We start from the raw sequence: 13,571 nt of genomic DNA, 5'->3' as shown, positions 1-13,571 counted from the left end.
GGAGATGAACACCCGATCAAACGAAAGGCGGGCCATGGCCTACGCAGTACGGATCCACGAGATCGGCGGACCCGAGGTTCTTCGTGGCGAGAACATCCAGATTGGTGCGCCCGATCACGGCGAGGTGAGGATTCGCCATCACGCCGTGGGGCTGAATTTCGCGGACACGTATTTCCGTACGGGTGTGTACCCGGTCGCGCTGCCCGCGGGCATGGGGGTGGAGGCCTCGGGGGTCATCGAAGCCGTCGGGCCCGGGGTGATGGAGTTCGCGGTGGGCGATCGTGTCACGTACACGGGAAGCCCGCTGGGTGCCTACAGCAGCGAACGCGTCATGCCGGCCGAGCATCTGATCGCTCTGCCCGACGGCATCTCGTGTGATGCCGCCGCGGCCATCACCATGCGGGGGCTGACCACCGCATACCTACTGCGTCGCATCCATCCGCTGCGTGCCGGGGACACGGTGCTGCTGCACGCGGCGGCGGGCGGTGTCGGATCACTTCTTCTGCAATGGGCGAATCTGCTGGGCGTCAACGTCATTGGCACGGTGTCCAGTGAAGAAAAGGCAGAGATCGCGCGGGCCAACGGCTGTGCCCATGTGTTGATCTACCCACGCGACGATGTGCCCGGGCGGGTACGGGAACTCACGGATGGGGCCGGTGTCGCCGTCGTCTACGACGGTATTGGCCGGACCACCTATCAATCGTCGCTCGATTCATTGGCGCGCCGGGGTCTGCTGGTGTGCTTCGGTACCGCGTCGGGGCCGGTGCCACCCATCGACGCGATGCAGTTGGCGGCCAAGGGATCACTGTTCGTGACCAGGCCCGCGCTGGCCGACTACATTGCCGACCCCGCCGAGCGCGCGGAACTGGCGGGCGAGCTGTTCGGGCATGTTGCCGCGGGCCGGATTCGCGTTGACATCGGGCGGCGCTACCAACTTCAGGATGCGGTGGCGGCTCATCGCGATCTTGAATCGGGCGCGACCGTCGGTCAATCCATCTTCTCGCTATGAACCGCTACGGAAAGGACTTCGTCATGAATAGTGTTGCCCCGCTGAGCGGGATCCGGGTACAGCCATTGACGTGCACTATCGGCGCGGAACTGTTCGATGTCGATCTGGCCGAGGCTTCGCGCAGTGACGTGCTATTCGATGAGATCCGGCGGCTACTGCTGGAACACAAGGTGCTGTTTCTGCGTGATCAGAACATCACCCGGGCCGAACACGTGGCGCTGGCGCAGCGATTCGGGCCGCTGGAGGACCACCCCGTCGCGGGGAGCGATCCCGATCACCCGGGATTGGTGCGGATCTACAAGGAGATCGACAGTGTTCCAGAGCATTACGAGAACTCCTATCACTGCGACGCGACTTGGCGGGAAAGCCCGCCGATGGGATGCGTATTGCGCTGCGTCGAAACGCCAGCTGTGGGCGGCGACACCATCTGGGTGAACATGGCGGAGGCGTACCGACGGCTGCCCGTGGCCGTGCGTGAGCACATCCGTGACCTGCGCGCCCGTCATTCGATCGAGGCCAGCTTCGGCGCTGCCCTTTCGATGCGCCAGCGTCACGAACTGCATGAGCGATACCCGGACGCCGAGCATCCGGTAGTGCGTACTCATCCGGAAACCGGCGAAGAGATCTTGTTTGTGAACTCGTTCACCACGCACCTGGTGAACTACCACCGCCCGGAGAACGTGCGCTTCGGCATCGACTATGCGCCCGGCGCAGCGGAGCTGTTGCAGTACCTGATTCGTCAGGCCGGGGTCCCGGAATTCCAGGTGCGGTGGCGTTGGACACCCAACAGCGTCGCGATCTGGGACAACCGGTCGACGCAACACTATGCGGTTCAGGACTATTGGCCCGCCGTGCGCAAGATGGAACGAGCAGGTATTTGCGGAGACCGACCGTTCTGACCGGGCAGCGGAGCCAGCATGACAACATATGTCTGTGTCTGATGGTCTTCGCGCGAGCGGCTCACCCGTGTCCGCGACCCCAGTGGTCACCATGATCGGTGGCGGCCAGCTGGCCCGGATGACCCATCAGGCGTCGATCGCTCTGGGTCAGACCCTGCGGGTTCTGGCCCACGCCGCCGATGAACCGGCGGCCCAAGTAACCCCCGATGTCGTGTTCGGTTCCCATACCGACCTGGATGATCTGCGCCGGGCGGCCAAGGATGCCACCGTGGTCACCTTCGATCACGAGCATGTTCCCACCGCGTTTCTGGAAACTCTGCAGGGCGAGGGCGTCAACGTGCAGCCGCCGCCGTCGGCCCTCATCTATGCACAGGACAAGACGTTCATGCGCCGCAAACTGCGGGATATCGGCGCACCAGTTCCCGGATTCGCCGATATTCGGAACGTCTCCGATGTCGAGCGATTCGCTGCCGAGACGGGCGGCCAGGTTGTGCTGAAGGCGGTACGCGGCGGGTATGACGGCCGGGGCGTATGGATCACCGACAGCCTGGACGAGGCCCGCACCATCGCCGCCGAGCAGTTGGCGGCGGGTGTCGATCTGCTTGCCGAGGAACGCGTCGACATGCGCCGCGAACTCTCGGCCATGGTGGCCCGCTCGCCCTTTGGGCAGGGTGCCGCCTGGCCCGTGGTGGAAACCGTTCAGCGCGACGGCATTTGCGCCGTGGTGATCGCACCCGCACCGGAGCTACCCGAGCAGCTGGCGTTGCAGGCCGAGCAGCTCGCACTGCGGATCGCCGACGAGCTCGGCGTGACGGGCTGCCTGGCGGTGGAGCTGTTCGAGACCAATGATGGCCGGCTGCTGGTCAACGAATTGGCGATGCGGCCGCACAATTCGGGGCACTGGAGCATGGATGGCGCGCGTACCGGGCAGTTCGAGCAGCACCTGCGCGCGGTCCTCGACTACCCGCTCGGTTCCACCGCGCCGCTGGCCCCCGTCACCGTGATGGCGAACGTATTGGGCGCAGCGCAGACGCCCGCGATGTCGCTCGACGAACGCATGCACCATCTGATGGGCCGCATTCCGGAGGCCAAGGTGCACCTGTATGGCAAGGGCGAGCGTCCCGGCCGCAAGCTTGGGCACGTGAATATCCAAGGCCGCGAGGATGGTTCGCTGGCCGATCGCCAATACGTGGCAGAGGTGCGTGAGCGCGCCGAGCGTGCCGCGCACTGGTTGTCGCACGCGGTATGGACCGATGGATGGGAAGGACACTAGAACGTGAGCGCACGGGTCGGCCTGATCATGGGCAGCGACAGTGACTGGTCGGTGATGTCGGATGCCGCGAACGCCTTGGCGGAGTTCGAGATTCCGTTCGAGGTCGGCGTGGTCTCGGCGCACCGTACGCCGGGGCGCATGCTGGAGTACGCACAGTCGGCGGCCGGGCGGGGGATCGAGGTCATCATCGCCGGTGCCGGCGGGGCGGCACATCTGCCGGGCATGGTGGCCTCGGCCACACCGTTGCCGGTGATCGGCGTTCCGGTGCCGTTGGCCCGGCTCGACGGCCTGGACTCGCTGCTGTCGATCGTGCAGATGCCCGCCGGTGTGCCGGTCGCGACGGTGTCGATCGGCGGCGCCCGCAACGCCGGACTGCTCGCCGCGCGCATCCTTGGGGTCTCCGATACCGCGCTGCGCGACAAGGTCGTTGCTTTCCAGGCGAGCATGGAAGCCACCGTTTTGGAGAAAGACGAGGCCCTGCGGCGCAGACTGTTGGAGGACTAGATTTGACCGTGAAGTACAGTTAACGGCGACTAACTCTGATCGACTCTGGAGGCTGTGATGGCTGGGAACCCGTCGTTTGACCTGTTCAAGTTGGGCGAAGAGCACGACGAACTGCGTGCGGCGATCCGGGGACTGGCCGAGAAAGAGATCGCCCCGCACGCCAAGGATGTCGACGAGAAGGCCCGTTTCCCCCAAGAGGCCCTCGACGCGCTGGTGGCCTCGGGGTTCAACGCCGTACACGTGCCCGAGGAGTACGACGGTCAGGGCGCGGACAGCGTGGCCGCCTGCATCGTCATCGAAGAAGTGGCTCGCGTCTGCGCCTCGTCCTCGCTGATCCCCGCCGTCAACAAGCTGGGCACCATGGGTCTGATCCTCAATGGCTCCGATGAGCTGAAGAAGCAGGTGCTGCCCTCGATCGCCAGCGGAGAGGCCATGGCCTCCTACGCGCTGTCCGAGCGAGAGGCGGGCAGTGATGCCGCGAGCATGCGCACCCGTGCGAAGGCCGACGGCGACGACTGGATCATCAATGGTTCCAAGTGCTGGATCACCAACGGCGGAAAGTCGTCCTGGTACACCGTCATGGCGGTGACCGACCCAGAGAAGAAGGCCAACGGCATCTCGGCGTTCATGGTGCACAAGGACGACGAGGGATTCACCGTCGGCCCGCTGGAGCACAAGCTGGGCATCAAGGGCTCGCCGACCGCCGAGCTGTACTTCGAGAACTGCCGCATCCCGGGCGATCGCATCATCGGCGAGCCGGGCACCGGGTTCAAGACGGCGCTGCAGACGCTCGACCACACCCGCCCGACCATCGGCGCCCAGGCGCTCGGCATCGCCCAGGGCGCGCTGGATCAGGCCATCGCGTACACCAAGGACCGCAAACAGTTCGGCAAGTCCATCAGCGACTTCCAGGGCGTGCAGTTCATGCTGGCCGATATGGCGATGAAGGTCGAGGCCGCGCGCCTCATGGTCTACACCGCCGCCGCCCGCGCCGAGCGCGGCGAGAAGAACCTGGGCTTCATCTCGTCGGCGTCCAAGTGCTTCGCCAGCGATGTGGCCATGGAGGTCACCACCGACGCCGTGCAGCTGTTCGGTGGCGCCGGATACACGACCGACTTCCCGGTGGAGCGCATGATGCGCGACGCCAAGATCACCCAGATCTACGAGGGCACCAACCAGATTCAGCGCGTCGTGATGAGTCGCGCGCTGCTCACGCGGCGTGGTGACCCAGATGGGCGTTGATACGTGCGACAAGCTCGTGCGGATGGCGCCGTACGTCATCGACAGTGATGGGGACACCCACTTTCACGCGCCTGTGGAAGGGGCTAGGAGAGCGTGCGGGTGACCTTCTCGGATACGAGCCGCCGTTCCTGTGCGGCGGCATCGGGATTGGCCACCTGAACCAGCGACGCCCCGGTGATGAGCACCGCTAGCAGAGTGCTGGTCAGCGCCTCGGGAGAGTCCCACGCGCCCGAGCTCAACACCCGGTCCTGTGACGTGATGCCTTGTGCCGCAGCGCTTTCCCGCGCACCGGCAGCGATTTCGTCGACGCTGCGGCCATCCATCGCGGGTCCGGCACCGGCGGGGACGAACCGGTCGCCGTGCACCCGCACCGCCGTCGAATAGTCGGTAAGCCCGAGCGGCAGATCGGGCACCGGGCGCCCGAATGCGTCGAGGGACAGCACGCACACCTCGTCGGCGTCGGGTTCGTCGCCGAGTGTGCAGAACGCGACGTCGGTGGTGTCGTCATGAAACACCACTTCGGCGCCGGCCCACCAGATTCCGAGCAGCACGCCCGCAGTCTGCCAATGCGCCGGCAGGCGCACCGCCACCGTGGACCCGGGCCCCGCGCCCATCTCGTCGCGCAGCATGTTGGCGGTCTTGGCGGCCCAGTTGGCCAGTGTCACCGTCGAGAGCTCGATGCGCTCGCCGGTGGCGTCGTCGTAGTAGGTGATCCGTGGGGCGGGGTTGTTCATATCGCCCAGCAGGAGTGCGGCCAGCGTTGTCATCAGTTGACGCACCGCGGACCGTTGGCGGCCGTGAAAATCGGCGACGGGGGAGGGGGCGGTGCGTCTTCCTCGGTTGAGCCGGCTTCCGAAGCGGCGGGCGTGGTTTCGCGGCCAGAACCAGGACCGTGGTAGTCCTTGGACAGCACCACCCGCACGGTGTGCTCGGGGATGCCTTGCTTCTCGACCACCGGGAGTCCCAGCGCCTCAGCGACCGCCTTGGCGCCCACATCATCCTGCTGGGCAGCCTGAACCTGGCTGCTGCCGACGTGATCGCTCTCGTTGTTGCCGACCTTGCCGGCGGTGAATCCCTTGCCCGTCAACAGTTCCGATACCGCGGCGGCCAGCCCGTTGATCTGAGTCTCATTCACGACGTCGGCGGTGGTCTGATCCTTGGAGTAGGTGGCCTCTTCGACCTTGCCCTGTTCCTGTTGATCCAACAGGCTGGAAACCCAATTGCGCACCTGATCCGGGTCCACCTTGACCACGCTTTGGCTGCCGTCTTCGGTCCAGCCATCCTCGCGCAGGATCGGGATGGTGGCGAAGGCGATGTTGCCTCCGGACAGCTTCTGCAGCTGCTGAATGAAGTCCATGACATCCCAGCCCTGGCTCAGCACCACGGTGCGGGTGATCGCGTCGCGCAGCTTGCCCAGCGTGGTGGGGTTGGTCAGGGTGCCACCGGAGAGCGCGGAATGCGCCAGCGACGACATCACGACCTGCTGCCGGACCACGCGATCGAGGTCGCCGCGCGGCAGGTCATGGCGCTGGCGCACGAAGCTCAATGCGTTCGGGCCGTCGAGCGTTTGCGGGCCGGCGGGGAAGTCGGCACCCGACATCGGTTCGAAGACCGCTTCGTTGAGGCATACGTTCACGCCACCGAGGGCGTCGGTCATCAGGACGAATCCGAGCATGCTGATCTCGGCGTAGCGATCGACGGTGACGCCGGTCAACTTGCCGACGGTCTGGATGAGCGCCGACCGCCCGGCATCCACGGATTCTCGTTCGGCGGCCTCCAGCGATTCGCCCGACTCGACGCGCTTGCGTCTGTCGGTCTCCTTGGCCTCGCCGTAGACGCCGTTGATCTTCCCTTTGGTGCCGTCCGGCACCGTGACATAGGAGTCACGCGGGATGGATATCGCGGTGGCCGACTTCCCGTTGTTGGGGATGCGGATGAGGATGATGGTGTCGGTGTTGGTGGCGGTCTCGTCGCCGGCTCGCAACATCGACAGCTCGTCCTGCGAGAGCGGGTTACCGTGCGCGTCGCTACGGCTGTCGACGCCCACCATCAGAATGTCGATGGCACCGTCGCTGGGCCTACCTGCGTTGCCAAACAGACCGGGTAGATCAAACCGGGCGATGTTCGGGTCGATGTTGCCGATCTTTCCCCAGGCCGCCCCGGTGATCACCATGACGGCGAGCGCCGCCACCATCGCGATTCCCCGCCACAGCGGACGTGGCGGCTCGGTCTGCGACGAGCCGCTCGCGCGTCGAGCGTGCGGGTCAGTCACGATATCGGTCCATTTCCTCTCCGGCCGGGCAATGAGCCCGGCAACAGGCGCAGGCCTGGTTCAGGCTACGTCGGGGTGATGCCCATCCCTCGGAAGCGAACTCGGCGTGCCAGACTCTAGGTGTGCTTGTTATCACCGGAGCGGGTGGCCAGTTGGGCACCCACCTCATTGCTCGCGCCATGCTTCGCGACCTCCCTATTCGCGCTCTGACGTCGGCTGATTGGGATATTACGCACGATAGTCCGCCGGACGGTGTGATTGCTGAGGGCGATATCGTCATCAACTGCGCCGCCTATACCGCCGTGGACGCGGCGGAAAACGACGAGGCCAGGGCGTTTGCGGTGAACGCCGAGGGCGCCGAGAGGGTCGCACAGGCTTGCCGCGAAGCTGGCGCCAGGCTGATCCATATCTCCACCGACTACGTGTTCGACGGTGAATTCGGCGACGCCAGCCCTCGTCCGTACCGCCCGGGGGACGCGACAGCGCCAACGGGTGTGTACGCGCGCACCAAGGTCGCCGGGGAACGCGCCGTGCACGAGGTGCTGCCGACAGCGCAGGTGGTGCGTACCGCGTGGGTGTACACCGGTGTCGACGGTGACTTCGTCGGCGTCATGCGGCGGTTGGCGGCAGGCGACGGGCCGGTGCGAGTGGTGACCGATCAGACCGGATCTCCGACATACGCCGCAGACCTGGCCGAGGCGCTGCTGGACCTGGCGGCCTCGGACGTCCGGGAACCGTTCCTGCACGCGGCCGGCAGCGGTGAGGTGACCCGGTTTGAATGGGCGAAGGCGGTGTTCGAACTGGTAGGAGCGGACACTTCGCGATTGCAGCCCTGTCTCTCGGTGGACTTCCCGGGGCCCGCGCCGCGGCCGACATACACCGCGCTCGACGGTGATCATTGGGCCGATGTGGGTTTGACGCCGCTGCGTCCGTGGCGGGAGGCGCTGGCTGAGGCGCTGGCCACAAACTAGGGGTAGGTACCCTCTAGCACCGTGCTGGATCCTCATCGCCCAAGCGACTCCTCGGTGATCGATCAGATCGCGGTGGTGGCGGTGACCTATTCGCCCGGCGAGCACCTGGACCGCTTCCTGCGGACGCTGCGCCACGCCACGGAGCTCCCGCTGCGGGTGATCCTGGCCGACAACGGCTCGACGGACGGTGCCCCCGAGGCGGCCGCGGAGGAGCCCGATGTGGAGCTGCTGCGGACCGGGGGCAATGTCGGTTATGGGAAGGCCGCCAACCTGGGCGTCGCCCAGATAGATCCCGCGGCCGAATGGATTGTGATCGCCAACCCGGATGTGCAGTGGGGTCCGGGCAGTATCGATGCGCTACTGGAAGTCGCGCAGCGCTGGCCGGCGGCCGGAGCGCTGGGGCCGCTGATCCGGGAGCCGGACGGCACCGTGTATCCCTCGGCGCGCGTGATCCCGACCCTGACCGGCGGTGCGCTGCACGCACTGCTGGGTTCGGTCTGGCCGGCCAATCCCTGGACCGCGGCATACCGTCAGGACCGGATGGAACCATCCGAACGCGTCGTCGGCTGGCTCTCGGGGTCCTGCTTGCTGCTTCGGCGCAAGGCCTTCGACGCCATCGGTGGATTCGACCCGCGTTACTTCATGTACATGGAGGATGTTGATCTGGGGGACCGGCTGGCGCGTGCGGGCTGGCAGAACGTGTACGCACCCACCGCTGAGGTTGTGCACGCCAAAGGCCATGCGGCCGGCCGCGATCCGGCGCGGAGCCTGGGTGCTCATCACGACAGCGTCTATATTTTCCAATCCGACCGGCATCCACACTGGTGGCAGGCGCCCTTGCGCTGGAGCATTCGGGGCGCATTGGCGGCTCGATCTGCGATCGTGGTGCGCGCGGCCATCCGCGCCAATCGGCGCCGGGACAAGCAAGGAGATGGGCATGCCTGAGGGAATCGTTTCTGGCACCGTGAAAGCCGATGCCGTCATCTTGGTGGGCGGGCAGGGCACCCGGTTGCGTCCACTGACGCTGTCGGCGCCCAAACCGATGCTGCCGATCGCGGGTTTCCCTTTTCTTACTCATGTGCTGTCGCGGGTGGCCGCGGCAGGGATCGATCACGTGGTGCTCGGCACCTCCTACAAGGCCGAGGTCTTCGAGTCGGAGTTCGGCGACGGCTCCGGGCTGGGTCTGCAGATCACTTATGTGTACGAGGAAGAGCCGTTGGGCACCGGCGGTGCCATCCGGAATGTGCTGGACCACCTGCGCCATGACACCGCGCTGATCTTCAACGGTGATGTGCTGTCCGGTCTGGATCTGAGGGATCTTCTCGCACAGCATGAACAGACTCAGGCCGATCTGACACTGCACCTGGTGCGAGTCGGCGACCCGCGTGCTTTCGGTTGTGTACCTACCGATTCCGATGGCAGGGTCACCGCGTTCCTGGAGAAGACCGAGGACCCGCCCACCGACCAGATCAATGCCGGCTGTTATGTCTTCCGGCGCGAGCTGATTGAGCAGATCCCTTCGGGCCGGCCGGTTTCGGTTGAGCGGGAAGTCTTCCCGGGCTTACTGAGCGGCGGAGCCAAGGTGTGCGGGTACGTCGACACCAGCTATTGGCGCGATATGGGCACCCCGGAGGACTTTGTGCGCGGGTCGGCCGACCTGGTCCGCGGTATCGCCCCCTCACCGGCCATTCCCGAGCATCCGGGCGAGGCTTTGGTGCACGACGGTGCCTCGGTGGCGCCGGGTGCGCTGGTTATCGGCGGCACCGTGGTGGGCCGGGGTGCCGAAATCGGTCCGGGGGCCCGGCTTGATGGCGCGGTTGTGTTCGACGGTGCGCGCATCGAGGCGGGTGCCGTGGTGGAACGCTCCATCATCGGATTCGGAGCCCGGATCGGGCCGCGTGCGCTGGTGCGCGACGGGGTGATCGGTGACGGTGCCGATATCGGTGCGCGCTGCGAGCTGCTGCGCGGTGCCCGGGTGTGGCCCGGTATCACGATTCCCGACGGCGGCATCAGGTACTCATCGGACGTCTAGCGGATGCGTGGCATTGGTCTGATCGCCTGCGGGACAATATTTCTCGCACTAGTGGGCTGCTCGAAAAAGATTGATCATGAGCAGCAGGCGCAGGATCTGCAACGTGCCCGCGACAATCTCAAGAAGGTCGAACTCACCATTCCGGACTCGTACAGCCTGGTTTCTATGACGTACTTCCCGGATCCGTTCGTCGGTCAGGGATGGCGTTCGGGAGCCTTCGAGTCACCGACCTCGCCACCGGCGCCGATACTGGTGCGAGACAGTCCGATCCGGACTGAACCGGTGCCCTGTGACCACATACCGCAACGGACAGATCCGGACTGGTTGAAAGCCGGGTTCAGCTGTGACATGCCAAACGCGCGTTACGGGGTCGCGGACAGCATGTACGGAATCAGTGTCTTCACCGGTGAGCTGGCCTCGGGAAGATCACGCATCTTTGTGCGTGTGGAAGGGCACTAGCGCAAACGCTCTTGTGCGCGCTGGGCCAGCACCACCACCGAGTGATCCTCATCGGGAATTTGGTCGATGGGCCACCAGCGCAGGTCCAGTGATTCGTCGCTGACGGTGATCCGCGCGCCCTTCGGTGCGCGCGCCAGGAACTGCAGGTCGAGATGCCGGGTTGGCACGCCTAGCGAGCAGGTAATCGGATGAACGTGTATACCAAGAAGATTCGGCTCGAGAACCAGGCCTTTGATGCCGGATTCTTCGGTGGCCTCCCGCAGGGCGGCGGCCCGGATGGTGGCGTCTTCCTCTTCACAGTGACCGCCCAGTTGTAGCCACTTGCCAACCCGTGGATGCAGGGTCAGTAGCGCCTGCGATCCGTCGTGGCTGACAACAAGCGCCGAGGCAGTGATGTGACCGGCGGCGCTACGGCGGCGGCAGGCATCGGGGTTGGCGTCGAGAAACGCCAGCACCGAGTGCCGCAGGCTGTCTTGTTCGGCGTCGGGTGCGTCCCAGGAGGAGAGCAGCTCCACCGTGGATTCGCGCAGCAGGCTGGTCACAGTTCCACCAGCATCTGGCCGGGTGGCAGGGGAGTGCGCGGGTCCAGCCCCTCCTCGGGGTAGCCGTGGGGATAGCCGATGGCAATGGCGCCCATGGGCTCCCATGAGGAATCCAGCGCCAGCGTTCGGCGCACGACGTCCCCCGCGAAAATGGTGGATCCGATCCAGCAGCTCCCCACTTGGCGTGCGGCGAGCGAGACAAGGAGTGCCTGCACCGCCGCGCCGACCGCGACGGTGAACATGGTGCGCTCTGCCGCGGTGCGGCGTGCGTCCGGATAGTCGTGCGCGCCATCGGGTACCAGAAATGGGATCACGATTTCTGGTGCGTCGTAGAGGATTTGTCCGCGCATTACCCGCTTGCGCACGGACTCCGGGGTGCGGCCGTCGGCGGTGAGGTCGGCGGTCCAGGCGTCTTTCAGGGCGTCCAGTAGTGCGCGTCGCACCCCACGATCACGCACCCAGACGAATCGAACCGGATGGGTGTGATGGGGCGCCGGAGCCGTGAGTGCCTCACCGATGGCCTCTCTCAGCAGATCGGGATCGACTGCGGCATCCGCGAATTGCCGGATGGAGCGACGCACGAGTACCGCTTCGCGCCGTCCTTGTTCCAGGGCCTCGTTGGTGCCGAGCCAGAACAGGTCGTCCGGCCCCGAGCGGAGTAGATCGCGGGCCGCGCTGCCGTCATTGGGCAGATCCAGGCCACGTACCACCGCTACGGGTACATCGGTGAGCTTGCCCTTGACCAGGTCGGCGGCGGCAGATATCTCGTCGGCAATGGCGACCTCGGTGACCTGAAGTTCATTGCCGTGCTTGTCTTTTGCTCCGGCATAGCCGTACAGGACAGGTATGCCGGCCGCGCCGATGGCGGCATCGGTTTGGCCGTTACGCCAGGCGCGCCCCATGGTGTCGGTGATCACCACCGCGACATTCGCGCCCAGGCGCTGTGCCAGCGCGCTCCGGACCGCGGCCGCGCTGGCATCCGGGTCGGTGGGCAGCAGAACCAGTTCGGCGGTGTCGACGTTGGACGCGTCGATTCCCGCGGCGGCCTGCACGATACCGATGGTGTTCTCGGTGATCAGCGTCTTGCCTTTGCGTGCCAGCACCCGTACCGATTCGGACTCGATGAGCTTGCGCCGCAGGGCGTCCCGGGCCTCGGGATCGGTCGGTGCGGCGACGATTCGGCCTTCGGCCTTGGAAATGATCTTGCTGGTGATGACGATCACATCGCCGTCGCGCACCCAGGCAGCCGCTTCCGCGATGGCCGCCGCGACGTCGTCCCCGGGGCGGAATTCGGGGAGTCCCGCTACCGGTAGGATCTCTATCGGCCGGGCGGAACCATGTTCCGGTGTGGGGGAATTCATAGCGTGACTCCGGCCAGGTCGAGTCCCGCACGCACCATCTCTGCCGTGGCGTCCGGGTCGGTCATGAGTAGCGGAACCGACCGTACCCGAACACCTTCGATGTGAGCGACATCACCCTCGTCGATGAGCCAGCCATCGAGGATTCCGGTGTGCGCGCGTGCGCCGAAGTGTTCTCCCACACCCTGCGAGGTGACCTCGACACCGATCACGCGCAAACATTCGTCGGCCATTCCGCGCAGCGGCTTGCCGGACACGATCGGCGAGTACCCGATGACGGGAGCGGAGGTCGTGCGGAGCGCTCCGCGAACTCCGCCGACGGCCAAGATGGCCCCGATGCTCACCACCGGATTGGAGGGCGCCAGCAAGACCACATCGGCCTCGCCGATGGCCTCGGCGACACCGGGTCCGGACTTTGCTTCGTCGGCGCCGACGAACGCGAAGCTGTGCGTGGGAACCTGCGCGCGGTGCTGTACCCACCACTGCTGGAAATGGATGGCGCGCTGCTCGCCGTCGGAGGGGTCGGTGATCACCACGTGGGTTTCGCAGCGGTCGTCGCTGGCGGGTAACAGCCGGACTCCGGGCTGCCATCGATTGCATAACGCTTCGGTGACCGCCGATAGCGGGTAACCGGCTCGCAGCATTTGACTGCGTATGAGGTGAGTGGCCAGGTCCCTGTCGCCGAGCGAGAACCAGTCGGGTTGCGCTCCGTAGGCCGCCAGCTCCTCCATGGCATTCCACGTCTCGCCGCGGTGCCCCCAGCCGCGCTCCGGATCGACCGCGCCGCCCAGGGTGTACATGCAGGTGTCCAGGTCAGGACAGATCCTGACACCATGCATCCAGGCGTCGTCGCCAATGTTCACGATGGCGTTTATCTGATGCTTGCTGGGATCTGGCCCGAGCAAGCGTTGGACGCCGAGGAGGAAGCGCGCTCCGCCGACGCCGCCGACGAGGACGGTGACTTTCACGTTGACCGACACTAGTGCGCCGGCAATGGCGCGACACGCCAC

At 65.9% G+C, this 13,571-nt stretch carries 14 protein-coding genes; 9 read left to right on the top strand and 5 right to left on the bottom strand.

Going from position 1 to position 13,571, the window contains the following annotated elements; translation table 11 throughout:
- The first annotated feature begins 34 nt into the window (after positions 1-34).
- The 5 genes from ABG82_RS20415 (at position 35) to ABG82_RS20395 (ending at position 4,927) form a co-directional block, all read left to right on the top strand.
- On the top strand, positions 35-1,009 hold the full coding sequence (locus ABG82_RS20415) for a quinone oxidoreductase family protein (RefSeq protein WP_043077715.1): 975 nt from the start codon (positions 35-37) through the stop codon (positions 1,007-1,009).
- 23 nt (positions 1,010-1,032) lie between these two features.
- Positions 1,033-1,908, top strand: a complete 876-nt coding sequence (locus ABG82_RS20410) for a TauD/TfdA dioxygenase family protein (protein ID WP_043077764.1) — start codon at positions 1,033-1,035, stop codon at positions 1,906-1,908.
- A 67-nt stretch (positions 1,909-1,975) separates the two neighbouring features.
- The gene (locus ABG82_RS20405) at positions 1,976-3,181 is read left to right on the top strand and encodes a 5-(carboxyamino)imidazole ribonucleotide synthase (RefSeq protein ID WP_078343964.1); all 1,206 of its coding nucleotides are present in this window, start codon (positions 1,976-1,978) and stop codon (positions 3,179-3,181) included.
- A gap of 3 nt (positions 3,182-3,184) precedes the next feature.
- Positions 3,185-3,685: a 5-(carboxyamino)imidazole ribonucleotide mutase gene (purE, locus tag ABG82_RS20400; protein ID WP_078343963.1), complete on the top strand. Its 501-nt coding sequence runs from the start codon at positions 3,185-3,187 to the stop codon at positions 3,683-3,685.
- Between the two features lie 57 nt (positions 3,686-3,742).
- On the top strand, positions 3,743-4,927 hold the full coding sequence (locus ABG82_RS20395) for an acyl-CoA dehydrogenase (RefSeq protein WP_043077714.1): 1,185 nt from the start codon (positions 3,743-3,745) through the stop codon (positions 4,925-4,927).
- Positions 4,928-5,010: 83 nt separating this feature from the next.
- Here ABG82_RS20395 and ABG82_RS20390 read toward each other — a convergent pair whose 3' ends face one another.
- Both ABG82_RS20390 and ABG82_RS20385 read right to left on the bottom strand, forming a co-directional pair.
- The gene (locus ABG82_RS20390; RefSeq protein ID WP_043077713.1) at positions 5,011-5,694 is read right to left on the bottom strand and encodes a TIGR03089 family protein; all 684 of its coding nucleotides are present in this window, start codon (positions 5,692-5,694) and stop codon (positions 5,011-5,013) included.
- Positions 5,694-7,199 carry an LCP family protein gene (locus tag ABG82_RS20385; RefSeq protein ID WP_043077712.1) on the bottom strand — a complete coding sequence of 502 codons (1,506 nt, stop codon included), beginning with the start codon at positions 7,197-7,199 and terminating at the stop codon, positions 5,694-5,696. The genes ABG82_RS20390 and ABG82_RS20385 overlap by 1 nt, the downstream gene beginning before the upstream one ends.
- A 122-nt stretch (positions 7,200-7,321) precedes the next feature.
- Here ABG82_RS20385 and rfbD point away from each other — a divergent pair, with 122 nt between their 5' ends.
- From rfbD to ABG82_RS20365, 4 genes are all read left to right on the top strand, one after another.
- A complete protein-coding gene (gene rfbD, locus ABG82_RS20380; protein ID WP_043077711.1) occupies positions 7,322-8,170 on the top strand; it encodes a dTDP-4-dehydrorhamnose reductase in 849 nt (282 codons plus the stop codon).
- 72 nt (positions 8,171-8,242) lie between these two features.
- The gene (locus tag ABG82_RS20375) at positions 8,243-9,115 is read left to right on the top strand and encodes a glycosyltransferase family 2 protein (RefSeq protein ID WP_043077761.1); all 873 of its coding nucleotides are present in this window, start codon (positions 8,243-8,245) and stop codon (positions 9,113-9,115) included.
- Positions 9,108-10,202 (top strand): mannose-1-phosphate guanylyltransferase, encoded by a 1,095-nt coding sequence (gene manB / locus ABG82_RS20370; protein ID WP_043077760.1) that lies wholly within the window; start codon positions 9,108-9,110, stop codon positions 10,200-10,202. Before ABG82_RS20375 ends, manB begins: the two co-directional genes overlap by 8 nt.
- A gap of 36 nt (positions 10,203-10,238) precedes the next feature.
- Positions 10,239-10,661: a hypothetical protein gene (locus tag ABG82_RS20365; RefSeq protein ID WP_043077759.1), complete on the top strand. Its 423-nt coding sequence runs from the start codon at positions 10,239-10,241 to the stop codon at positions 10,659-10,661.
- Here ABG82_RS20365 and ABG82_RS20360 read toward each other — a convergent pair.
- From ABG82_RS20360 to cofD, 3 genes are read right to left on the bottom strand one after another with little or no spacing between them, the layout of a single operon-like run.
- Entirely contained in the window at positions 10,658-11,203 is a 546-nt protein-coding gene (locus ABG82_RS20360; protein WP_043077710.1) for an NUDIX hydrolase, read from the bottom strand. The two genes, ABG82_RS20365 and ABG82_RS20360, sit on opposite strands and share 4 nt — an antisense overlap.
- Positions 11,200-12,564, bottom strand: coding sequence for a coenzyme F420-0:L-glutamate ligase (locus ABG82_RS20355; protein ID WP_043077709.1), 1,365 nt, complete (start codon positions 12,562-12,564; stop codon positions 11,200-11,202). Before ABG82_RS20355 ends, ABG82_RS20360 begins: the two co-directional genes overlap by 4 nt.
- Positions 12,561-13,529, bottom strand: coding sequence for a 2-phospho-L-lactate transferase (gene cofD / locus ABG82_RS20350; protein ID WP_043077758.1), 969 nt, complete (start codon positions 13,527-13,529; stop codon positions 12,561-12,563). Before cofD ends, ABG82_RS20355 begins: the two co-directional genes overlap by 4 nt.
- Positions 13,530-13,571: the final 42 nt, after the last annotated feature.

Source organism: Mycobacteroides immunogenum, assembly GCF_001605725.1.
Taxonomy (GTDB): domain Bacteria; phylum Actinomycetota; class Actinomycetes; order Mycobacteriales; family Mycobacteriaceae; genus Mycobacterium; species Mycobacterium immunogenum.
The sequence above is the reverse complement of the archived record's forward strand: the minus strand, read 5'-3'. Positions and strand labels throughout refer to the sequence as shown.

Excerpts from the sequence above, each read along its gene's own strand:
- manB (WP_043077760.1), top strand. The coding sequence starts at position 9,108 with ATGCCTGAGGGAATCGTTTCTGGCACCGTGAAAGCCGATGCCGTCATC.
- ABG82_RS20395 (WP_043077714.1), top strand. The coding sequence starts at position 3,743 with ATGGCTGGGAACCCGTCGTTTGACCTGTTCAAGTTGGGCGAAGAGCAC.
- ABG82_RS20390 (WP_043077713.1), bottom strand. The coding sequence starts at position 5,694 with ATGACAACGCTGGCCGCACTCCTGCTGGGCGATATGAACAACCCCGCC.
- ABG82_RS20355 (WP_043077709.1), bottom strand. The coding sequence starts at position 12,564 with ATGAATTCCCCCACACCGGAACATGGTTCCGCCCGGCCGATAGAGATC.
- ABG82_RS20415 (WP_043077715.1), top strand. The coding sequence starts at position 35 with ATGGCCTACGCAGTACGGATCCACGAGATCGGCGGACCCGAGGTTCTT.
- ABG82_RS20410 (WP_043077764.1), top strand. The coding sequence starts at position 1,033 with ATGAATAGTGTTGCCCCGCTGAGCGGGATCCGGGTACAGCCATTGACG.